20 protein-coding genes are annotated in these 21,158 nt (G+C 66.1%); 15 read left to right on the top strand and 5 right to left on the bottom strand.

Annotated features, from left to right (window positions below; translation table 11 throughout):
• From BM019_RS18320 to cobG, 5 genes are all read right to left on the bottom strand, one after another.
• Nucleotides 1–215: helix-turn-helix domain-containing protein (locus BM019_RS18320; RefSeq protein ID WP_139217379.1), on the bottom strand; the 215-nt coding region annotated here is incomplete at its 3' end.
• Between the two features lie 258 nt (nucleotides 216–473).
• Nucleotides 474–2,171, bottom strand: a complete 1,698-nt coding sequence (gene cobJ / locus BM019_RS18315) for a precorrin-3B C(17)-methyltransferase (RefSeq protein WP_092419157.1) — start codon at nucleotides 2,169–2,171, stop codon at nucleotides 474–476.
• Nucleotides 2,171–2,902, bottom strand: a complete 732-nt coding sequence (locus BM019_RS18310; protein WP_085533687.1) for a precorrin-2 C(20)-methyltransferase — start codon at nucleotides 2,900–2,902, stop codon at nucleotides 2,171–2,173. The genes cobJ and BM019_RS18310 overlap by 1 nt, the downstream gene beginning before the upstream one ends.
• Entirely contained in the window at nucleotides 2,902–3,528 is a 627-nt protein-coding gene (locus BM019_RS18305; RefSeq protein WP_007932940.1) for a precorrin-8X methylmutase, read from the bottom strand. The genes BM019_RS18310 and BM019_RS18305 overlap by 1 nt, the downstream gene beginning before the upstream one ends.
• Entirely contained in the window at nucleotides 3,521–4,834 is a 1,314-nt protein-coding gene (cobG, locus tag BM019_RS18300; protein WP_345788665.1) for a precorrin-3B synthase, read from the bottom strand. The genes BM019_RS18305 and cobG overlap by 8 nt, the downstream gene beginning before the upstream one ends.
• 138 nt (nucleotides 4,835–4,972) lie before the next feature.
• Between cobG and BM019_RS18295 the strand changes: the two genes are divergently transcribed.
• The 15 genes from BM019_RS18295 (at nucleotide 4,973) to urtA (ending at nucleotide 21,080) form a co-directional block, all read left to right on the top strand.
• Nucleotides 4,973–6,178: a bifunctional cobalt-precorrin-7 (C(5))-methyltransferase/cobalt-precorrin-6B (C(15))-methyltransferase gene (locus tag BM019_RS18295; RefSeq protein WP_062823794.1), complete on the top strand. Its 1,206-nt coding sequence runs from the start codon at nucleotides 4,973–4,975 to the stop codon at nucleotides 6,176–6,178.
• Between the two features lie 108 nt (nucleotides 6,179–6,286).
• Nucleotides 6,287–7,384 (top strand): cobalt-precorrin-5B (C(1))-methyltransferase, encoded by a 1,098-nt coding sequence (locus BM019_RS18290; protein ID WP_092419153.1) that lies wholly within the window; start codon nucleotides 6,287–6,289, stop codon nucleotides 7,382–7,384.
• On the top strand, nucleotides 7,381–8,094 hold the full coding sequence (locus BM019_RS18285) for a cobalt-precorrin-6A reductase (protein ID WP_092419151.1): 714 nt from the start codon (nucleotides 7,381–7,383) through the stop codon (nucleotides 8,092–8,094). Before BM019_RS18290 ends, BM019_RS18285 begins: the two co-directional genes overlap by 4 nt.
• Before the next feature lie 205 nt (nucleotides 8,095–8,299).
• The gene (locus BM019_RS18280; RefSeq protein WP_009041967.1) at nucleotides 8,300–8,635 is read left to right on the top strand and encodes a type II toxin-antitoxin system RelE/ParE family toxin; all 336 of its coding nucleotides are present in this window, start codon (nucleotides 8,300–8,302) and stop codon (nucleotides 8,633–8,635) included.
• Nucleotides 8,636–8,640: 5 nt separating this feature from the next.
• Nucleotides 8,641–8,964, top strand: coding sequence for a helix-turn-helix domain-containing transcriptional regulator (locus BM019_RS18275; RefSeq protein ID WP_007932872.1), 324 nt, complete (start codon nucleotides 8,641–8,643; stop codon nucleotides 8,962–8,964).
• Nucleotides 8,965–9,077: 113 nt separating this feature from the next.
• A complete protein-coding gene (locus tag BM019_RS18270) occupies nucleotides 9,078–9,476 on the top strand; it encodes a DUF2946 domain-containing protein (protein ID WP_092419149.1) in 399 nt (132 codons plus the stop codon).
• Between the two features lie 48 nt (nucleotides 9,477–9,524).
• Entirely contained in the window at nucleotides 9,525–10,019 is a 495-nt protein-coding gene (locus tag BM019_RS18265) for a copper chaperone PCu(A)C (protein ID WP_009041965.1), read from the top strand.
• 55 nt (nucleotides 10,020–10,074) lie between these two features.
• Nucleotides 10,075–10,473 carry a DUF2946 domain-containing protein gene (locus tag BM019_RS18260; protein ID WP_092419147.1) on the top strand — a complete coding sequence of 133 codons (399 nt, stop codon included), beginning with the start codon at nucleotides 10,075–10,077 and terminating at the stop codon, nucleotides 10,471–10,473.
• A 91-nt stretch (nucleotides 10,474–10,564) separates the two neighbouring features.
• Entirely contained in the window at nucleotides 10,565–12,700 is a 2,136-nt protein-coding gene (locus BM019_RS18255; protein WP_092419145.1) for a TonB-dependent copper receptor, read from the top strand.
• A 146-nt stretch (nucleotides 12,701–12,846) separates the two neighbouring features.
• Entirely contained in the window at nucleotides 12,847–14,229 is a 1,383-nt protein-coding gene (locus BM019_RS18250; protein ID WP_092419143.1) for a PepSY-associated TM helix domain-containing protein, read from the top strand.
• A gap of 158 nt (nucleotides 14,230–14,387) precedes the next feature.
• On the top strand, nucleotides 14,388–16,526 hold the full coding sequence (locus tag BM019_RS18245; RefSeq protein WP_092419141.1) for a TonB-dependent receptor: 2,139 nt from the start codon (nucleotides 14,388–14,390) through the stop codon (nucleotides 16,524–16,526).
• Between the two features lie 126 nt (nucleotides 16,527–16,652).
• Nucleotides 16,653–17,441: an ABC transporter ATP-binding protein gene (locus BM019_RS18240; RefSeq protein WP_092419139.1), complete on the top strand. Its 789-nt coding sequence runs from the start codon at nucleotides 16,653–16,655 to the stop codon at nucleotides 17,439–17,441.
• Nucleotides 17,438–18,403 carry an ABC transporter substrate-binding protein gene (locus BM019_RS18235; protein ID WP_092419137.1) on the top strand — a complete coding sequence of 322 codons (966 nt, stop codon included), beginning with the start codon at nucleotides 17,438–17,440 and terminating at the stop codon, nucleotides 18,401–18,403. The genes BM019_RS18240 and BM019_RS18235 overlap by 4 nt, the downstream gene beginning before the upstream one ends.
• Nucleotides 18,400–19,410, top strand: a complete 1,011-nt coding sequence (locus tag BM019_RS18230; protein WP_053259464.1) for a FecCD family ABC transporter permease — start codon at nucleotides 18,400–18,402, stop codon at nucleotides 19,408–19,410. The genes BM019_RS18235 and BM019_RS18230 overlap by 4 nt, the downstream gene beginning before the upstream one ends.
• 404 nt (nucleotides 19,411–19,814) lie before the next feature.
• A complete protein-coding gene (gene urtA / locus BM019_RS18225) occupies nucleotides 19,815–21,080 on the top strand; it encodes an urea ABC transporter substrate-binding protein (RefSeq protein WP_007930955.1) in 1,266 nt (421 codons plus the stop codon).
• Nucleotides 21,081–21,158 lie beyond the last annotated feature (78 nt).

Below are 21,158 nucleotides of genomic sequence, written 5' to 3'. Positions count from 1 at the left end.
TCAAAGGGAATGATATGTGCCTGAGCATGCCGACTGCGACTGCGCTCATCCAGGCCCTGCACACCCTCTGCGTTGTAACGGGCTACCCATTTGTAGCCCGTTTTTCGACTGATGCTGTGTGCCGCACACAGTTCGCGGAAGTTAAAGCGTCTCGACAGATAGTCGGCAATGAACATCACTTTAAGGTCCATAGGGTTCAGCTCTCGCCACGGCATGGTCAGCTTCTCGGAATCGACCCTGCCAGTTAAAAACTGTTACCTATGTGCTTGAACTTTTCTGTTACCTATGTGGGTGAGTCATACCGGCGAGACCTTTTGGTTACTTTTGGGGCGTTTGCCAAAAGTGACCCGCCGTAAGGGCGGAACCCTAAGTGGCCGTTACCGCAGAAACGGATATGTACACCGCCCACCCCCCCAGCGAGGCCACCACCGAAATCGCAGACAAACCTCGCCCCTACAGCGGTTCGAAGTTGCCTAAGGCTTCTGCCCGTACCACCTCGGCGTATACACCCACTCCCCACCTCCAGTCTTGGGAAACACACAGGTCGTGGATGACCCCACCAACACCATGGTGCGCATATCCACCTGCTCCGGCGTCAGGGCACCCAGGGTGGTGACCCGCAAAGTCTGCCCCGGACGCCCGATATCCCGCCCCAGCACCACCGGCGTATCCGCGGTGCGGTGCTGGCGCACGATCTCCAGCGCGCGCCCCAGCTGCCAAGGACGCGAACGCGAGATGGGGTTATAGAACGCCAAGGCCAGGTCGGCCTGGGACGCCAGGTCCAGGCGCTTCTCGATGATTGCCCAGGGCTTGAGGTTGTCCGACAGCGACAGCACGCAGAAGTCGTGGCCCAGGGGCGCGCCAGCCTGTGCGGCGGTGGCCAGGGAAGCGGAAACCCCGGGAAGGATTTCCAGCTCGACCTGATGCCAGCCCGGCTCGCTGGATTCGTGCAGCGCTTCCAGCACCGCCGCGGCCATGGCGAAGACCCCCGGATCGCCGGAGGACACCACCACCACCGAACGGCCTTGGGCCGCGAGCTCGAAGGCGTGACGGGCACGCTGCATTTCTTCGCGGTTGTCGGTGCAGTGCATGACTTGGTCGGCGCGGAACGGGCCGGCCATGCGCACATAGGTTTCGTAGCCGAGGATATCGTTGGCCCGCGCCAGTTCGGCTTTCACCGCCGGCACCATCAGTTCGGCGGCGCCAGGGCCCAGGCCGATCACCGCCAGGCGGCCACGGGGGCGGCCGATCTGCTGCGGGTCCAGCGGCTGGCTGGCCACGGCAATGGCGATGTCTTCACCCACGCTGAGCGGAGGCAATAGTTGTGGCACGGCCTGTTGCGCCAGCTCGGCGACGCTGCCCGCCGCCGGGGCGAAACGCAGGGGCACGCCCAGGTCGGCGGCGGCTTCGCGCAAGGCCGGGCTGGCCATGTCACTGTCAGCAGCCAGCAGGCAGGCAACGGATTGCACGGCGATGTGCTTCTGGTGCAAGGCATCGCGCAGCGCATCGGCACCCGCGATCTTGCCGTTGCAGGCGATCAGCACACTGCGCGGGTAGATCAGCAGTTCGTTGGCAGCGGGCTCGCGCTCGGCCGAGCCGACGCGGATGGTCAGCCGGGCGTGCCGGTCTTCCGGCAACCGGGCCTCGGCCAGCCAGGGCGCGGCGCCTTCGATGCGCACGCTTTCACCGCCCAGCAGATCGGAGACGAAACGCTTGCCCAGTTCCAGATCGCCCAGGGCATAACCGCTGGGCGGGTTGAGCAGGCAGGTGCCGAAGCGCAGCTCGCCGCTGGTGGTGATGGCCGCCGCCACACCCAGCCCGGCGGCGATTTCCCGGGCCATGACGTTCACTCCGCCCAGGCCACCGAGCAACGGCACCACGGCGCTGCCGTCTTCGGCCACGGCCAGCACCGGCGGCTCCGCGCCCTTCTCCAGCAGCAGCGGCGCCAGGGTGCGGATGACGATGCCCGCGGCGCACAGGGCGATGATCGGCGTGTCCTGTTGATACAGCTGACGCAGGGTCGCGCCAAACTCCTGGTACGGGCGGTCGGCGCCCTCGACCCGTTCGGCAAGGCCGTGGATCAGCGCGTCCGGGTACAGCTGCTGAAGTTTGCGCGCAGTCGCCAGGCTGCCTTGGCCAAGGATGACGATGGCCGGTGCGGGACGGGCCATCAACCTTGCCACCTTTCACCGGGCACGATGATCAACGAGAAATACGGCGAGGACATCGGCTGCACTTCATCCAGCGGCACGATCTTCTGGTTGGCCATGGTCGCTCGCTCGACGTACAGCGCGCGCTCGGCCAGGCCCAGCTCTTCGAGCACCTGGCGCACCTTGGGGAAGTTGCGCCCCAGCTTCATCACCACCGCCGCGTCGGCATCGGCCAGGCGGCGCTTGAGTTCGTCATGGGGCAACACGCCGGAGAGCACCGACAGGCTCTGGTTGCGATACACCAGCGGCGCGCCCAGCACCGAGGCGCCACCGAGCATCGAGCACACCCCCGGCACCACTTCGGCGGGGTAACGCTCGGCCAGGCGGTCGTGCAGGTACATGTAGGAGCCGTAGAAGAACGGGTCGCCTTCACAGATCACCGCCACATCGCGGCCGGCGTCCAGATGCCTGGCCAAGTCTTCGGCGGCGCTGTCGTAGAAGTCGCTGATCACTTGCTCGTAGGACAAAGGCGCCGGCAGCACCTCGGTGGTCACCGGGTAGACCAGCGGCACCAGGGTCTGCGCGCCTTGCAAATGCGCTTCGATGATGCCGAAGGCATTGCCCTTTTTACCCTTGGCGACGAAGTACGCCACCACCGGCGATTCGCGCAGCAGGCGCAGGGCCTTGACGGTAATCAGTTCCGGATCACCGGGGCCGACGCCCAGGCCGATCAAACGTCCAGGTTGCTGCATCATTCGATCTCCGTGGCCAGGGCGTTGACGGCGGCGGCGGCCATGGCGCTGCCGCCCAGGCGACCTTGCATGATCACAAAAGGCACGCCGCGGCTGTCGGCGGCGAGCATCGCCTTGGACTCGGCCGCGCCGACGAAGCCTACCGGGAAGCCGAGGATCAGCGCCGGTTTCGGCGCGCCGGCGTCGAGCATTTCCAGCAGGTAGAACAGCGCGGTCGGGGCGTTGCCGATCACCACTACGCTGCCTTCCAGGTACGGCCGCCACAGTTCCAGGGCCACCGCCGAGCGGGTGTTGCCCAGCTCGCGGGCCAGCTCCGGCACGCTTTCGTCGCGCAGGGTGCAGATCACCTGATTGTTCGCCGGCAGACGGGCGCGGGTGATGCCTTCGGCCACCATGCGCGCATCGCAGAGAATCGGCGCGCCGGCCGCCAGGGCAGCGCGTCCGGCCTGGCCCGCGCCTTCGGAGAACTGCAGGCCGTCGATGGCATCGACCATGCCGCAGGCATGGATCACCCGCACCGCGAGCTTTTCCAGGTCCGCGGGGATGCGATCGAGCCTGGCCTCCTCGCGAATGATCGCGAAGGAGTTGCGATAGATCTCCTGACCGTCGCGGATGTAATCAATCATGGGTGTTGCTCCGTGGGCGGGCATCGAGCAATGCGCCGGCCGCTTCAAGGGAAAGGTTGCGTGCGTGCAGCGTGCCGAAACCCGGCTGCGCGGCATCGCGAAAATAGAGGTCGTAACGACCGGGAGCGACGGCCAGCAAGGTAGCCGGTGCCACATGGGCGGCGGCGCAGGAACGCGAGCAGCCGGACAGGTGCACGTCCAGCTGATGGCCGTGGCGCTGGAGCAAGGCGGCCAGCTTCAGCGCGTCGCCCTTGGTATCGGCCAGGGCCTTGCCGCAGCCGCTGGAACCGGTGCAGGCAATCAGGTGGGTCAGGGGCAGCTGCGGCGAGCAGAGAAACCCCAGCTGTTGCAGGCAGCGCGTGACTTCAGGGGCGTCTTCGGCCCGCAGGTTCGGTAGCAGCAGGCTCTGCCAGGGGGTGAACCTCAGGCTGCCATCGCCCCATTGCTCGGCCAGCTGCGCCGCACCGCGCAGCATCGACGGGTCCAGCCGCCCCAGGGGCGTGACGGCACCGACATAGACCTGGCCCGGTTGCCGCTGTGGATAAGTGCCGATATGCAGCGGCTCGGAAGGGGCCTCGCGCTGCCAATCGCCCACCCTGATCACCGGCCCCGGCAAGCGCGCGGACACCTGCACCAGCAGCGCGTCCGCCGAGTGCTCCGCCAACAGCTGGCGCATGCGGGTCTGTTCGGGGCGGGCCAGGTCGAGGAACAGCTCCAGCACCGCCACCACCAGGGCCAGCCCATCCTCCAGCGCCACGCTGGCCAGGGGCCGATCTCCAGGGCAGCCGGTCAGGCCGAAGGCCAGCCAGGGCTCGCCCGCGCCTTCGAACGCCGAAAGCCACAGGTCATGGGGATGCTCCAGCATGGCCAGGGCTTCGCCGCCATCGAGCAGCACGGCGAACTTGGGCGACAGCTCATGAAAGCGCGGATGGCTTTGCACAGTGGCGAGAATCTGCCCGGCCAGGGGACGGGTGTCGACGATCATCGTGCGGTCGATCCCGGCCGTGGGGCTGAGCATCAGGTTGCGCACGTCATCGCTGGCCGCGCTGGTCGGCCCCAGACCGGCGGCCAGCAGCTCGGCAATCAGCGCCTGATGTTCGGCGCCGATCCCGCGAATCTGCAGGTTGGCGCGGTTAGTCGCCTCGATCACCCCGCCGGCATACCGCTCGGCCGCAGCGGCCACCGCGCGGGCCTGGGCGGCGCTAATCGCCCCACCGGCCAGCTTGATCCGGCAGATACCGCCGTCCAGTGCCGGGACGATACGCAGCAACCCCGGACAGGCCGAGGGGCGTAAGGCGGTGGACATCGGGCGTTCGTTCAAGGGGGTGACCGGCTGTGTGGGAAAGGCGCTTCGCGGGCGAAGGCGCGGTATTATGCCTGCTTTGTCCGAAGGCATGAAAAGCCTGCCTGTCGGAAGAACAGGTTTTACCCTCGAGGAATAGCGATGTCGCCCTGGCTGACAGTAGTGGGAATCGGTGAAGACGGCTTCAAGGGCCTGGGCAAGAACGCCCGACGGGCCCTGCTGGGCGCTTCGCGGATCGTCGGCGGCCAGCGGCAACTGGACCTGTTGCCGGTGTGCATCCGCGGCGAGCGGCAACTGTGGCCGAGCCCATTCTCCCTGGAGCCGGTGCTGGCCAAGCGCGGCGAGCCGGTGTGCGTGCTGGCCAGCGGTGACCCGATGCTGTTCGGCGTCGGCGCCAGCCTGGCGCGGCAGGTGGCCCAGGAAGAAATGCACGTCCTGCCCGCGCCTTCCTCTTATTCACTGGCGGCCGCGCGCCTGGGCTGGCCGCTGCAAGAGGTGGTGACGCTCTCGGTGGTCGCCCGCCCCGTGGCCGCCCTCAGCGCCCAGCTGTTCAGCGGCGTGCGCCTGCTGGTCCTGAGCAATGACGGCCTCAGCCCCTCGGCCATCGCCGCGCTGCTGCGCGAACGCGGTTTCGGCCCAAGCCGGCTCAGCGTGCTCGAGCACCTGGGCGGCGAGGCCGAGCGACGCACCGAAGGCACCGCCAACGACTGGAGCGACCCGGCCATCGCCGACCTCAACCTGGTGGCCATCGAATGCCTGGCCGAACCCGATACGCCGCGCCTGTCGCGCCTGGCCGGCTTGCCCGACTCGGCCTTCCAGCATGACGGCCAGCTGACCAAGCGCGATGTCCGCGCCATTACCCTGGCCCGCCTGGCCCCGGTGCCCGGCGAACTGTTGTGGGATGTCGGCGCCGGCAGCGGCTCGATCGGCATCGAGTGGATGCGCGCGCACCCCAGCTGCCGGGCCCTGGCCATCGAAGCCGACCCAGGCCGCCAGCAACTGATCGAACACAACCGCGACGCCCTCGGCGTGCCCGGCCTGCAACTGGTTCGCGGCAGCGCGCCCCAGGCGCTGGATGGCCTGGAAGCCCCGGACGCGATCTTCATCGGCGGCGGCGTGACCCGCCCCGGCGTGCTCGACGCCTGCTGGGCCCGGCTCAAGCCCGGTGGCCGGCTGGTGGCCAACGCCGTGACCCTGCAAAGCGAAACGACCCTGATGGCCTGGCGCGAACGGCATGGCGGCGAGCTGACCCGCATCCATGTCGCCCAGGCCTTGCCGCTGGGGGACTTCGACACCTGGCGCCAGGCCCTGCCCATTACCTTGCTCGACCTCGTCAAACCGCTATGAGCACCCTGCCCTCCCCTGTAGGAGCGAGCTTGCTCGCGATCCAGGCCACACGGTCCGTCTGGCGAACGCTATCGCGAGCAAGCTCGCTCCTACACAAGGCCATAAAGCATGCGTGAAGAAACGGCGGAACAACCCGCCCCGCTGCGCAGCGGCCTGACCACCGGCAGCTGCGCCACCGCCACCAGCCTGGCGGCGGCGCGCCTGTTGCTCGGCGGCGCCAGCAGCGACGCCGTGGAGATCGTCCTGCCCAAGGGCAAGCAGGTGAAGATGCGCCTGGAGTTCTGCCGCCTCACCGACACCGGCGCCGAAGCCGGCACGATCAAGGATGCCGGCGACGACCCCGACGTGACCCACGGCGCCCTGCTCTATTCCCAGGTCCGCCTGAGCCCGGACAGCGGCATTCGTTTCATCGCCGGCCAAGGCGTGGGCACCGTGACCCGGCCGGGGCTGGTGCTGGGTGTGGGCGAACCGGCGATCAATCCGGTGCCGCGCCGGATGATCAGCGAGCACCTGGCAACCCTGGCCCGGGAACAGGGTTACCAGGGCGGCTTCGAGGTCACGGTCAACGTCGAGGATGGCGAAGCCCTGGCGCTGAAAACCATGAACCCGCGCCTGGGCATTCTCGGCGGCCTGTCGATCCTCGGCACCAGCGGCATCGTGCGGCCGTTTTCCTGCGCGGCCTATATCGCCTCGATCCACCAGGGCATCGATGTCGCCAAGACCAACGGCTACCTGCACATCGCCGCCTGTACCGGCAACGCCAGCGAAGACACCATGCGCCGCGTCTACGACCTGCCGGAAATCGCCCTGATCGAAATGGGCGACTTTGTCGGCGCCGTGCTCAAGCACCTGCGCAAAGTGCCGGTAGACAAACTCAGCCTGTGCGGCGGTTTCGGCAAGATCAGCAAGCTCGCGGCCGGGCACATGGACCTGCACAGCCGCCATTCCAGCATCGACCTGCCGCAACTGGCCGAATGGGCCGCGGCGGCCGGCGCCGACCCGGTGCTGCAAAGCGCCATCCGCGGCGCCAACACCAGCCAGCAAGCGCTGGCCATGGCCAGCGCCGCCGGCATCGCCCTGGGCGACGCGGTGTGCCAGCACGCCCTGGATTTCGCCCGCAGCGTGGTGCCGCCACAGGTCCAGGTCGAAGTCTTCGCCATCGATCGCCAGGGCGGCATCGTCGGCCATGCCGGCGCTTTTCGATGAAGCGCGTACTGCTGCTGGGCGGCGTGACCGAGGCCCTGGCCATCGCCCGGACCCTGGGGCCGGAGCACATCTATAGCCTGGCGGGCATCGGGCGCGTGCCCACTGACCTGGACTGCCAGGTGCGGGTCGGCGGCTATGGCGGCGCCGAGGGCCTGGCCCGGTTCATCCGCGAGCAAGGCATCGAGCTGCTGCTGGACGCCACTCATCCCTACGCCGCCAGAATCAGCCAGAACGCCGCCACAGCCGCGCAGCTGTGTGACATCCCCTGCTGGGCCCTGCGCCGACCGGCCTGGCAGGCGCAGGCCGGTGACGACTGGCGCGAAGTCCGCGACTGGGCCGACCTGGTCCAGGCACTCGAACCCTTCAAGCGCCCGCTGTTCACCCTGGGCCGCGAGCCCTTGCAGCATCTGCATGAGATCCCCGCCGGACAGTTCTGGACCCTGCGCGCCCTCGACCCGTACCCCGGCAATGACCGGTGCGAAGTGATAGGCGCACGCGGCCCCTTCCTGATCGACAGCGAACGCGAGCTGTTCGAACGCCGCCGTATCGACGTGCTGATCAGCAAGAACAGCGGCAGCAGCGCCACCGAACCCAAGCTGGAAGTGGCGCGCGAACGTGGGGTGCCGGTGCTGATCCTGCAACGGCCGTCGTTGCCAGCCGTCGATCGGGAATTCCATGACCTGGGCGAGTTGCTCCAGGCCCTGCGCTGACCGCCTGGCCGCGCAAAACCCGGCCGATACATCGAGTTACCAAGTCCCCCGCTGAACGGTAGGACGCAGCCCTGGCCGCCGCGCCACGGGACCTTCGCGTATTGAAGACAGAGGAAACACTTGCGGCGTTGGCCACGGACAGGCTTTGCGGCACGATCAAAGGCCTACCCATATAGTAACTTATTTGTTACCTTTAAGGCCGACGATGATTACAGTCGAGGAATACCAGCAAGAGAACCAGCGCAGCCCCTTCGGTCGCTGGTTCGAAACGCTGGATACCCAGGCAGCCGTCAAGGTTTCCACCGCGCTGCTGCGCCTGGAAATGGGCAACACATCCAACATCAAGTGGTTCGACGGGCTTGGCGAATACCGCATCGATTGGGGCCCCGGCTACAGGATCTACCTGATCCAGGAAGGCCGGCACCTGGTGATCCTGTTTGGCGGTGGCGACAAGTCCACCCAGCAGGCCGACATCAGGCAGGCGAAGAAACTGATCGCCGAATTCCATCACCGCAAGAAGGCCGAACTGAAAACGAGGTGACACCCATGGCACTGACTCGAAGCTTCAAGCACAGCATTGCCGAACGCGCCGAGCGCGACCCGGCGTTTTCCCAGGCGCTGCTGGACGAGGCTGCTACGCTGTTTCTCAACGGCGAACCGGAGATGTCGCGGATCATTCTGCGCGACCTGGTCAACGCCACCGTCGGCTTCGAAGCCCTGGCCCGCGAGACCGCCAAGCCCAGCAAGAGCCTGCATCGCATGCTGTCCGCCAGCGGCAACCCGAGCATGGACAACCTGGCCGCGATCTTCGCCGCCATCCGCGCCAAGCTCGGCGTGGCCATCGAGGTCCGCGCGGTACCGGCCCACTGAGGAACGGCCAATCCAGGTGGCTCTGCGACACCACACCGCACGGCGCCTTTTTACTTATCCACAGCGATCAGGCTAAATACCCCCCTGTTCGCTCAACCTGACGGATCGTCACCATGTCCCGACAACGGCTCGCATTTGCCTGGATCGCCTGCTTCGCAGTGCTGTTCAACATGCTTGCCATGCCGCTTTCGGGAGCCCTGCAGCAGAGCGATCGAGCACCTGCCGAGCAACTGTTGTGGGGCAGCTTCTGTTCCTCCAGCGGCACCAAGCTGGTGGCGATCTCCCTGGGCAAGCTGGAACAGCAAGCCCCGCAGAACGACGATCACTCCACCATGCAGCACTGCTGGTGCTGTTCCGGCTCGGCGCCCCTGGTCGCCCTGCCAGGCCATGCGCCGCAGTTGTATTTCGCCCGTTTCGAGTCCAACCGCAGCGTCGCGCCACCCGCGCTGGTCATGCCCACGCCACGCCAGCAATGGCCGAGCCTCAATCCCCGCGCTTCACCTCTGGTCTGATTCCACCTCGCAATTGATCTGCGTGTCGAATCGTTCTGGAGAACTGCCATGTTGAAATCCGTACAGGCCTTGCAAGCCCTGCTGCTGGCCGCCCTGCTGTTGCCCGCTGGTTTTGCCGCCGCCCATGAATACCAGGCTGGCGAGTTGCAGATTGCCCACCCCTGGTCGCAGGAGCTGCCGCCCAACGCTCCGACGGTGGCGGCCTATTTCGTCATTCACAACACCGGCAAGAATGCCGACCGCCTGCTCGGCGTCGACTCGCCGATCGCGGGCAAGGCCGAGCTGCATGAACACGTGCAGCAGGGCGACCTGATGAAAATGCAGCAGGTGCCCAATGTGGCGATCGCCCCGGGCGCGACCGTCACCTTCGCCCCCATGGCCTATCACGTGATGCTGCTGGAGCTCAAAGACCGCAGCCTGCTCAGCGACGGCAAGCGCTTCCCGCTGACCCTGCACTTCGAGAAATCCGGCGACGTCACGGTCGAAGTGGCGGTGCAGAAGCAGGCGCCCGCGGGCAGCCAGGAACACATGCACGCCCAATAAGCCCCCGGCCATCGTTACCGTGAACGCCTTGCGCTCGCCCGGCACCCGGCGATCCGTGCGCACGCCCGTGAAAGTACGGCGCGGCAGCTGGATCAGCCTGTTCGCCATGCTGATGATCTTTATCGGTCCGCTGATTTCCCAGTCGATGCCGATGGATCAGGCCATGCCGATGAACCTGTCCATGTCGATGGACATGGGCGAGCCCGGCTGCCACGGTGAAAACCCTCACGGCGCGGAGCACGGCAAGGTCCAGGGCGAACACCATGCGCTCTGGGAAAAATGCGGCTATTGCAGCCTGCTGTTCAACTGCCCGGCACTGCCTGGCAGCCTGTCGTTCACGGCGCTCGACAATTCGCCATCCAGCCACTTCCTCACCCCCTCGCCGCGCCTGGGACATGCCCGGCAAACGGTGTTCCCCGGCGCCCGGACCCGCGCGCCACCTGTCATTGCGTAAACCCCTCAACCGCACTTCACCCGGCCGACTGTAGAAAAGACAGCCGCAGGCTGCTGGCCGTGTTGTTTACGAAATGATTGATGGAACCTTTATGTCCAGGTTTTCTGCTGACACTCGCCTGTGCTCCGCCCAGGCCCCCGCTACCTTTGCCCTGAACCAACCTCGCGTACGTTTCAGCCACGCCATCGCCCTGCTCTGCGGCGCCCTGCTCACGCCGCTGGCCCTGGCGGCCGAACAGCCGCTGGATCACAGCCAGCATGGCGAAGAACTGAGCCCGACGGTAATCACCGCCATCGCCCCCAGCTCACCGCTGACCGTGGTCACCAACCCCAAGGATCCGCGCCAACCAGTCCCGGCCAGCGATGGCGGCGACTACCTGAAGACCATTCCCGGCTTCGCCCTGGTGCGCAACGGCGGCACCAACGGCGACCCGGTGCTGCGCGGCATGTTCGGCTCGCGCCTGAACATCCTCACCAACGGCGGCATGATGCTCGGCGCCTGCCCCGGCCGCATGGACGCGCCGACCTCCTATATCTCGCCGGAAACCTACGACAAGCTGACGGTGATCAAAGGCCCGCAAACCGTGCTCTGGGGGCCGGGCGCTTCGGCCGGGACCATCCTCTTCGACCGCGAGCCGGAAAACTTCGGCGAGCTGGGTACCCGGGTCAACGCCAGCGTCCTGGCCGGCTCCAACGGCCGCTTCGACAAGGTGGTGGATGCCGCCGCCGGCGGACCGCTGGGTTACGTGCGGGTGATCGGCAACCAGGCCCATTCCGACGACTACAAGGACGGCAACAACGACACCGTGCCGTCGCGCTACGACAAGTGGAACGGTGACGTCGCCGTGGGCTGGACCCCGGACGCCGACACCCTGCTGGAACTCACCGCCGGCAAGGGCGACGGCGAAGCGCGTTACGCCGGGCGCGGTATGGACGGCTCGCAGTTCAAGCGGGAAAGCCTGGGCCTGCGTTTCGAGCGTTCCAATATCGGCGAGGTGCTGGATAAGGTCGAGGCGCAGGTCTACTACAACTACGCCGACCACGTGATGGACAACTACAGCCTGCGCACGCCGTCCGGCACCGGAATGATGGCCGGCCCCATGGCCAGCAACGTCGACCGCCGCACCCTCGGCGCGCGGATCAAGGCCACCTGGCGCTGGGCCGATGTGCAGTTGATCAGCGGTATCGATGCGCAGACCAACGAGCACCGTCAGCGCAAAGGCATGGGGATCGACACCTATAAGGACCAGCCACGCACCAAGGACGCCGACTTCCATAATTACGGCGCATTCGGCGAACTGACCTGGTACGCCGCCGATCGCGACCGGCTGATCAGCGGCGCCCGAGTGGACCGCGCCTCGGCCAAGGATTATCGCCAGAGCAGCGGCTCCGGAATGATGACCCGGCCCAATCCGACCGCCGGCGATACCCGCGCCGACACCCTGCCCAGCGGTTTCATCCGCTATGAGCATGACCTGGCCGACAGCCCGACCACGGTCTATGCCGGCCTCGGCCACGCGCAACGCTTCCCGGATTACTGGGAGCTGTTCTCGCCGAAAGTGGGCCCGGCCGGATCGCTCAACGCCTTCGATTCGATCAAGCCGGAAAAGACCACCCAGCTCGACTTCGGCCTGCAATACAAGACCGCGGAACTGGAAGCCTGGGCCTCGGGCTACATCGGCCAGGTACGCGACTACATCCTGTTCAACTACCGCCCCGGGATGATGGGCATGACCTCGCAAGCCGAGAACATCGACGCCCGCATCATGGGCGGCGAGCTCGGCGCGGCCTACAAACTGACCGACAACTGGAAGGCCGACGCCACCCTCGCCTACGCCTGGGGCAAGAACAGCAGCGACGGCTCGCCGCTACCGCAGATGCCGCCGCTGGACGCGCGTTTCGGCCTGACCTACAGCGCGGACAACTGGAGCGCAGGTGCCCTGTGGCGGGTGGTGGCGGCGCAGAACCGCATCGATGAAAACAAGGGCAACGTGGTCGGCAAGGACTTCGGCAAGAGCGGCGGCTTCGGCGTGTTCTCGCTCAACGGCGCCTACCGGATCAACAAGAACCTGAAGGTCAGCACCGGCGTCGACAACCTGTTCGGCAAGGCCTACGCCGAGCACCTGAACCTGGCCGGCAACGCCGGGTTCGGCTACCCGGCCAATGACCCGCAAGCCATCAACGAACCGGGGCGCACGCTCTGGACCAAGGTGGATCTGAGCTTCTAAACACAACAACAAATGGAGCCGCTGCCGAAGGGCTGCGATAAGGCCGAAGGCCTTCAGCGCTATTGAGTACGTTGCGGCCGTTCCGGCCGATCGCCGCCTATGGGCAGCGGCTACAGAGAATAATTGCCCATGCGGAGCGTTCCCTGATGAGCCAACCGAAAGTGTCTTTCTACAACCTGGCCTGGCGCTGGCATTTCTACGCCGGGCTGTTCGTGGCCCCGTTCATGGTGATGCTGTCCCTGACCGGGATCATCTACCTGTTCAAACCCCAGCTCGACCCGCTGATGTACGGCCACCTGCTGCAGGTGCCAGCGGGGCACCACATGCTCAGCGCCGATGAGCAGCTCCAGCGGGTCCGGGCCGCGTATCCCCAAGGCCATGTCAAACAGTACCTGCCGCCGCTCGAAGCCGGACGCAGCGCGCAGTTCGTGGTGCAGAAGGAAGGTGGCGAACTCAATGTGTTCGTCGACCCTTACCACGGCAACATCCTTGGCGAGCAAGACGCCAAGAACAATCTGCAAGCCATCGCCCGGGCCATTCATGGCGAGCTGATGATCGGCACCCTCGGCGACCGTCTGGTGGAGCTGGCGGCGGGCTGGGGCATCGTCCTGGTGGTGTCCGGGCTGTACCTGTGGTGGCCGCGCGGCAAGTCTTCGGCCGGGGTGTTGTGGCCGCGGTTCAGCAGCCGTGGGCGTGTGCTGTGGCGCGACCTGCACGCCGTGGTCGGCTTCTGGGGCGCGGCGTTCCTGCTGGTGATGCTGCTCAGCGGCATGACCTGGACCGGCTTCTGGGGCAAGCAATACGCCGAGCTGTGGAATCGCTTCCCGGCGGCGATGTGGAACGACGTGCCCAAGTCCGACCAGCAGGCCGGCGAGCTCAACACCGCCAGCCGCCAGACCGTACCCTGGGCCATGGAGAACACACCGATGCCGATGTCCGGCGACCATGCCGAACACATGGCCCACGGCGCCGCGCACGAAGGTCCGGCGGCGCCCGCGGTCAGCCTGCAGCAGGTGCAGGACATCGCCACCCAGCGCCAGGTCGAAGCCGGTTACAGCATCACCTTGCCGACCAGCGCCAGCGGCGTGTTCACCATTGCCGTGTTCGCCGACGACCCACGCAACGACGCCACCCTGCATGTCGACCAGTACACCGGCAAGGTCCTGGCCGATGTGCGCTGGCAGCAGTACAGCAACGTCGCCCGCGCCACCGAAGTCGGGGTGATGCTGCACGAAGGCAAGATGTTCGGCCCGTTCAACCAGATCGTGGTGCTGCTGATCTGCCTGATGATTCTGCTGAGCGCCGTCAGCGGCCTGGTGATCTGGTGGAAGCGTCGTCCCCAGGGGCGCCTCGGTGTACCGCCGCTGCGCCATGACCTGCCGAAATGGAAAACCGCGATGGCGATCATGCTCGCGCTGGCCGTGGCCTTTCCCCTGGTCGGGGCCTCGCTGGTGGCCGTGTGGCTGCTGGATCGCGTGCTGTTGTCGCGCTGGAACCGCTCGACTGAATCGGCCTCATCTTCATCATGAATCAGGCGAGATGCGCGGTTTAGAGGGATCTGTAGACTGCTGTCGGTTCAATTTCCGACACACATAATGTTACTTTGTAACATTAAAGTGTAAGATCCCCTACCCGCAGCCACCCATGCTGCGGGTAACCCTCTCGAAGAAGCGACTCAGCCGCCCCGATGAACCGCCCGACAACTAAGCTCCTGGCGTCCAGCCTCTGCCTGCTGGCCCTGAATCACCCCGCCCAGGCCGACGACGCGCCCCTGACGCTGCCCACCGGCACCATCAGCGCGCCCGCCATCGACGCGCTGGACATCAGCCTGCAAACCCCGACCACCGCCGGTTCGCGCCTGGGCCTGAGCGCCCTGCAAACCCCGGCCAGCACCGAGAGCCTGAGCGGCGAGCGCATTCGCCAGCGGGGCGACCGCAGCGTGCAGGACGCGGTGTCGCGCGGCACCGGGATCAGCCGTACCGGCACGCCCGGCGACGGCGGCACTTCGTTGTCGGCGCGCGGCTTTACCGGCCAGGGTTCGGTGATGCAGTTGTATGACGGCAATCGCCTGTACAGCGGCATGGGCACCGTGACTTTCCCGGTGGACACCTGGTCGGTGGAACGGGTGGATGTGCTGCGCGGCCCGGCCTCGGTGCTGTATGGCGAAGGCGCCACCGGTGCGGTGGTCAACGTGATCCCGAAGAAACCCTTCGCCGGCGAGATCGAAAACCACCTGCGCCTCGGCTATGGCTCCTACGACAGCCAGCAGCAGGCCCTCGACAGCGGCGGCTCGCTGAGCGACACCCTGAGCTATCGCCTGAACCTCAACCGCCTGCGCAGCAACGGCTGGATCGATCGCGGCGACAGCGCCAGCGACTTCATCAGCGCGGCGCTGCGCTGGCAGGCCACGGACGACCTGGCGTTCACCCTCGCCCACGACTACGGCGACCAGCAGCCGATGAATGATTTCGGCACCCCGCTGGTCAATGGCCGCTTCCATGAGGGCCTGCGGGACAAGAACTACAACATCGGCAACGACAAGCAGCACTACAACGATCAGTGGACGCGCCTGACCAGCGAGTGGCAGCTCTCCGACGCCGTCAGCGCCAGCAACGAGCTGTATTACCTCAAGGCCCAGCGCCGCTGGCAGAACGCCGAAAACTACAGCTGGGACACCGCCGGCCAGCAGCTTCTGCGCAGCGGCAATTTCGCCATCAAGCACCAGCAGGAGCAGGTCGGCGATCGCCAGACCTTCACCTTCAAGCACAGCCTGTTCGGCCTCGACAGCCAGACCCTGGCCGGGGTCGATTACAACCGCATCCGCTTCCTGCTCAACAGCAACTCGCCGTTCAAGGATGTGCTGCCGGATGGCCAGCCACTGGATCTGCAACACCCGGACAAGGGCCGCTTCGACAGCGCCTCGGCCTATCGCCCGCAATTCCAGAGCACCACCAAACAGATGTCGGCCTTCGCCGAAAACCGTACCCAACTGAGCGAGCGCTGGTCGCTGGTGACCGGCGTGCGCCGCGACTACGTGCAGGTGGATCGCGACAACCTGGTGGACGGCAGCCAGAGCGACAAGACCCTGACCGGCAACAACTGGAAGGCCGGGCTAGTGTTCGCGCTGACGCCGGACACCTCGTTCTACGGCCAGTACGCCACCAGCACCGACGGCGTCGGCGGCCTGATTTCCCTGAGCCCGAGCCAGCAGCAATACGACCTGGCCCGCGCCCGGCAGAGCGAGATCGGCCTCAAGCAGATGTTCTGGGACCAGCGCGGCGAATGGACCCTGGCGGCCTATCACATCGTCAAGAAGAAGCTGCTGACCGACGACCCGGGCAACCCGACGCTCAAGCAGCAGGTCGGCCAGCAGTCGTCCCGCGGCCTGGAGGCCAGCCTCGACCTGCAACTGCCCCACGCCTGGCAACTGCAAGCCAATGCCGCCATCGTCAAGGCCCGGTACGACGACTTCCAAGAGCAGGTCGGCAACCAGTTCGTCTCGCGCAGCGGCAATCGCCCGGTGGACGTGCCACGGCGTACCGCCAACCTGTGGCTGAACAAGGCGGTGACCGATAACCTGCGGGCCGGCGCCGGGGTGCGTTATGTCGATGCCCGCTACGCCGACCTGGCCAACCGCAACGAGCTGCCCAGCTACACCGTGGTCGACGCGGTGTTGTCGTGGAAAGCCCTGCGCGACACCACCTTCGGTTTGCAGCTGAACAATCTGTTCGACCGGCAGTACGCGCAAAGCCAATACAATGAGGGCCAGCAATGGATCCTCGGCGAACCACGGTCGTTTTTCGTGACCGCCGATTACACCTTTTAACCAATACCTGTAGCCGCCGAAGGCTGCGATCGCGACCGAAGGGCGCGCAAGGCCTCAAGATCGCCGAAGGCCTTCGGCCTTATCGCAGCCTTCGGCAGCGGCTACAAGGAATCATATGGACCCCGCATGACCTCGCTGAACCTCACCAACCTGGCCTGGACACCCCTGGGCCAGGGCCACTGTCATCACCAGTTCCAGCTGCGTGAGGCCAGCCTGCGCGTGGCGCCGGGGGAGTTCGTCGGGCTGATCGGGCCCAACGGCAGCGGCAAGACCAGCCTGCTGCGCTGCAGCTATCGCTTCAGCCGGCCGGACCAGGGCGAAGTCCGGCTCGATCACTACAACGTCTGGAAGCAGACGCCGCGCTGGTGCGCGCAACGCATCGCCGTGGTGTTGCAGGAGTTCCCCGAGGCCTTCGGCCTGACCGTCGCAGAAGTGGTCGCCATGGGCCGCACCCCGCACAAGGGCCTGTTCGACGGCGACAGCACCGCAGACCGCACCATCGCCCGCCAGGCGCTGGAGTCGGTGGGCCTGCTGGGTTTCGAGGCGCATGCCTTCGCCACCTTGTCCGGCGGGGAAAAGCAGCGGGTGATCCTGGCCCGCGCCCTGGCCCAGCAACCGCAACTGCTGATCCTCGACGAACCGACCAACCACCTCGACCCGCGCTACCAGTTGGAGCTGCTGCAACGGGTCAAGCGCCTGGGCATCGGCACCCTCGCCAGCATCCACGACCTGAACCTGGCCGCCGCCTTCTGCGATCGCCTGTACGTGATCGATCACGGACGCATCGTCGCCAGCGGCACGCCCGAGCAAGTGCTGACGGTCACGCTGCTGCGCGAGGTGTTCGGCGTCGACGCCCTGGTCGACCGACACCCGCTGTCCGGCTACCCACGAATCACCTGGATAACCCAACCATGACCCCGCGCGTCTCTCTCAACTGCCTGATCCCTGCCGGCCTGGCCCTGTCGCTGCTCGCCGGCCAGGCCTGCGCCGAAGCCACCCGTTACCCGCTGACCGTCCACAGTTGCAACCGCGAGGTGACCTTCAAGGAAGCACCCAAGCACGCCCTGAGCCACGACATCAACATGACCCAGATGATGCTCGCCCTGGGCCTCAAGTCGCGCATGGTCGGCTACAGCGGCATCAGCGGCTGGAAGGCGGTGACGCCCGAGATGCAGGCCATCCTCGACGGCCTGCCGGAGCTGGCGGCCAAGTACCCGTCGGTGGAAACCCTGCTCGACGCCAATGTCGATTTCTTCTTCGCCGGCTGGGACTACGGCATGCGCGTCGGCGGCGACCTGACCCCACAGACCCTGATGCCGCTGGGCATCAATGTGCTGGAGCTGACCGAGTCCTGCGCCTTCGTGATGAAGCGCCCGGCCGCCAGCCTCGACGACACCTACAACGACCTGCGCAACCTGGGACGGATCTTCGATGTGCAGGACCGTGCCAACCAGTTGATCGCCGAGATGCAGCAACAGGTCGACGCGATCCAACAGGACCTGCCCACGGAAAAACCGCGGGTGTTCCTCTACGACAGCGGCGAAGACCGCGCCATGACCTCCGGCCGCCTGGGCATGCCCCAGGCGCTGATCGACGCCGCCGGCGGGCGCAACATCCTCGACGACGTCGAGGCCAGCTGGACCCGGGTCAACTGGGAAACCGTGGTCGAACGCAACCCGCAGGTGATCGTGATCGTCGACTACAGCGAAGTCACTGCCGAACAGAAACAGCAGTTCCTGCTCAACAACAAGACCCTGCAATCGGTGGATGCGATCCGCAACCAGCGCTTCATCGTGATTCCCTACGTGCAGGCCACGCCGGGCATCGATAACGTCGAAGCGGTGCAAACCCTCGCCAAGGGTTTCCACGGCGCATGATCGATCGTCGTTATGCCTTGTTGCTGACTGCCCTCGGCGCGTTGCTGCTGGCGTCCTGCGTATTGTCCCTGGGTTTCGGCTCGGCGCGGGTGCCGGTGGACGTGGTCTGGCGCATCCTGCTGCACAAGACCCTCGGCCTGGGCGAGGCGGACTGGAGCGCCGGGCAGGAGCATATCGTCTGGCTGATCCGCGTGCCGCGCATGCTGCTCGGGGCCCTGGTCGGTGCCGGGCTGGCCTTGATCGGCGCGGTGCTGCAAGCAGTGACGCGCAATCCGCTGGCCGACCCGCACCTGCTCGGCGTGACCTCCGGCGCCACCCTGGGCGCGGTGATCGTGGTGCTGCATGTGGGTGAAATCGTCGGCCTGCTGACCCTGCCCATCGCCGCCTTTATCGGCGCGTTGGCGAGCATGCTGCTGGTGCTCGGCATCGCCGCGCGCCACGGCCGGCTCGACAGCGACCGCCTGCTGTTGTGCGGGGTGGCGGTGTCCTTCGTGATGATGGCGGTGGCCAACCTGCTGCTGTTCATGGGCGACCACCGCGCCAGCTCGGCGGTGATGTTCTGGATGCTCGGCGGGCTGGGCCTGGCGCGCTGGGAACTGCTCGCGGTACCGGCGGCCAGCGTGCTGCTCGGGCTGGTCCTGCTGCTGGGCATGGCACGGCCGTTGAACGCGCTGATGGCCGGCGAGCAGACCGCGGTGACCCTCGGCCTGAATGCCCGCAACGTGCGGCTGCGGGTGTTCTTGATCGCCTCGCTGATGACCGGGGTGCTGGTGTCCATCAGCGGCTCCATCGGCTTCGTCGGGCTGATGGTGCCGCACATTGCCCGGCGTCTGGTGGGCGCCGAGCATCGGCGGCTGTTGCCGGTGTGCGTGCTGCTGGGCAGTGTGTTCCTGGTCTGGGTCGATGTCGCCGCCCGCACCCTGATCGCCCCCGAAGACCTGCCCATAGGCGTGGCCACCGCGGCCATTGGCGGGCTGTTCTTTATCGGCCTGATGCGCCGCCGCTGAAAAAGCGGTGTGCCTGATGCGCCGCCATCGCGGGCAAGTCGGATCGCCGCCCGCTCGCTCCTACAGAAGAGCAACGTGCTCAGTTTCACGGACAACACCCTGTAGCCGCTGCCGCAGGCTGCGATAAGGCCGGAGGCCTTCGGCGATCTTGAGGCCTTGCGCGCCCTTCGGTCGCGATCGCAGCCTGCGGCAGCGGCTACAGGTCATCACGGGCACCAGCGCGGCGCATTCGTGCGCACCAAAGACGCCTGATGGCCCCGCATTGGTGCGTCAGCCCTCTCCCCTGCTCCGTAAAAGCGACGTTTTCATGCCCTGTGCCGACTAGGCACACCCCTTGCAAAACAGCCCTTCAGTAGTCCGCATCTGCCAACCAAGAAAACTCATAAGTTCATGGAGATCGCACAATGAAGCGTCGCAGCTTGATCAAGGCTTTCACACTCACGGCAAGCATTGCCGCGATGGGCATGACCTGGACCGTCCAGGCCGCCGAGACCATCAAGGTCGGCATCCTGCATTCGCTGTCGGGGACCATGGCGATCTCCGAAACCTCGCTCAAGGACATGGCGCTGATGACCATTGACGAGATCAACGCCAAGGGTGGCGTCAACGGCAAGCAGCTCGAGGCGGTGGTGGTCGACCCGGCGTCGAACTGGCCGCTGTTCGCCGAGAAAGGCCGCCAGCTGCTGACCCAGGACAAGGTCGCCGTGGTGTTCGGCTGCTGGACCTCGGTATCGCGCAAATCGGTGCTGCCGGTGTTCGAGGAACTCAACGGCCTGCTGTTCTACCCGGTGCAATACGAAGGCGAAGAGATGTCGCCGAACGTGTTCTACACCGGCGCGGCGCCTAACCAGCAGGCGATCCCGGCGGTGGAATACCTGATGAGCGAAGACGGCGGCAGCGCCAAGCGCTTCTTCCTGCTCGGCACCGACTATGTCTACCCGCGCACCACCAACAAGATCCTGCGCTCGTTCCTGCATTCCAAGGGCGTGGCCGACAAGGACATCGAAGAGGTCTACACCCCGTTCGGCCACAGCGACTACCAGACCATCGTCGCCAACATCAAGAAGTTCTCCGCCGGCGGCAAGACCGCGGTCATCTCCACGGTCAACGGCGACTCCAACGTGCCGTTCTACAAGGAGCTGGCCAACCAGGGCCTGAAAGCCACCGACGTACCGGTGGTGGCCTTCTCCGTGGGCGAGGAAGAACTGCGCGGCATCGACACCAAGCCGCTGGTGGGCAACCTCGCGGCCTGGAACTACTTCGAGTCCGTGGAGAACCCGGTGAACCAGAAGTTCGTCGCCGACTGGAAAGCCTACGCCAAGGCCAAGAAGCTGCCGGGCGCGGATAAAGCCGTGACCAACGACCCGATGGAAGCCACCTACGTCGGCATCCACATGTGGGCCCAGGCGGTGGAGAAAGCCAAGTCCACCGACGTCGACAAGGTCCGCGAGGCCCTGGCCGGCCAGACCTTCGCCGCACCATCGGGCTACACCCTGACCATGGACAAGACCAACCACCACCTGCACAAGCCGGTGATGATCGGCGAGATCCAGCCGGACGGTCAGTTCAACGTGGTCTGGCAGACCGAAGGCCCGATCCGCGCCCAGCCGTGGAGCCCGTTCATCCCGGGCAACGACAAGAAGCCGGACTACGCGGTGAAGAGCAACTAAGCAACGGATGGATGCCGGCCGCCGCTCCCGCGTCCGGCACAACCTCTGTAGCCGCTGCCGCAGGCTGCGACAGGTCCG

The sequence above is a fragment of the Pseudomonas sp. NFPP07 genome (assembly GCF_900115645.1).
Classification (GTDB): Bacteria; Pseudomonadota; Gammaproteobacteria; order Pseudomonadales; family Pseudomonadaceae; genus Aquipseudomonas; species Aquipseudomonas chlororaphis.
Note: the sequence above shows the minus strand (reverse complement) of the source record. Positions and strands in the feature narration are given on the sequence as shown.

Excerpts from the sequence above, each read along its gene's own strand:
- cobJ (WP_092419157.1), bottom strand. The coding sequence starts at position 2,171 with ATGGCCCGTCCCGCACCGGCCATCGTCATCCTTGGCCAAGGCAGCCTG.
- BM019_RS18310 (WP_085533687.1), bottom strand. The coding sequence starts at position 2,902 with ATGCAGCAACCTGGACGTTTGATCGGCCTGGGCGTCGGCCCCGGTGAT.
- BM019_RS18305 (WP_007932940.1), bottom strand. The coding sequence starts at position 3,528 with ATGATTGATTACATCCGCGACGGTCAGGAGATCTATCGCAACTCCTTC.
- cobG (WP_345788665.1), bottom strand. The coding sequence starts at position 4,834 with ATGTCCACCGCCTTACGCCCCTCGGCCTGTCCGGGGTTGCTGCGTATC.
- BM019_RS18295 (WP_062823794.1), top strand. The coding sequence starts at position 4,973 with ATGTCGCCCTGGCTGACAGTAGTGGGAATCGGTGAAGACGGCTTCAAG.
- BM019_RS18290 (WP_092419153.1), top strand. The coding sequence starts at position 6,287 with ATGCGTGAAGAAACGGCGGAACAACCCGCCCCGCTGCGCAGCGGCCTG.
- BM019_RS18285 (WP_092419151.1), top strand. The coding sequence starts at position 7,381 with ATGAAGCGCGTACTGCTGCTGGGCGGCGTGACCGAGGCCCTGGCCATC.
- BM019_RS18280 (WP_009041967.1), top strand. The coding sequence starts at position 8,300 with ATGATTACAGTCGAGGAATACCAGCAAGAGAACCAGCGCAGCCCCTTC.
- BM019_RS18275 (WP_007932872.1), top strand. The coding sequence starts at position 8,641 with ATGGCACTGACTCGAAGCTTCAAGCACAGCATTGCCGAACGCGCCGAG.
- BM019_RS18270 (WP_092419149.1), top strand. The coding sequence starts at position 9,078 with ATGTCCCGACAACGGCTCGCATTTGCCTGGATCGCCTGCTTCGCAGTG.
- BM019_RS18265 (WP_009041965.1), top strand. The coding sequence starts at position 9,525 with ATGTTGAAATCCGTACAGGCCTTGCAAGCCCTGCTGCTGGCCGCCCTG.
- BM019_RS18255 (WP_092419145.1), top strand. The coding sequence starts at position 10,565 with ATGTCCAGGTTTTCTGCTGACACTCGCCTGTGCTCCGCCCAGGCCCCC.
- BM019_RS18250 (WP_092419143.1), top strand. The coding sequence starts at position 12,847 with ATGAGCCAACCGAAAGTGTCTTTCTACAACCTGGCCTGGCGCTGGCAT.
- BM019_RS18245 (WP_092419141.1), top strand. The coding sequence starts at position 14,388 with ATGAACCGCCCGACAACTAAGCTCCTGGCGTCCAGCCTCTGCCTGCTG.
- BM019_RS18240 (WP_092419139.1), top strand. The coding sequence starts at position 16,653 with ATGACCTCGCTGAACCTCACCAACCTGGCCTGGACACCCCTGGGCCAG.
- BM019_RS18235 (WP_092419137.1), top strand. The coding sequence starts at position 17,438 with ATGACCCCGCGCGTCTCTCTCAACTGCCTGATCCCTGCCGGCCTGGCC.
- BM019_RS18230 (WP_053259464.1), top strand. The coding sequence starts at position 18,400 with ATGATCGATCGTCGTTATGCCTTGTTGCTGACTGCCCTCGGCGCGTTG.
- urtA (WP_007930955.1), top strand. The coding sequence starts at position 19,815 with ATGAAGCGTCGCAGCTTGATCAAGGCTTTCACACTCACGGCAAGCATT.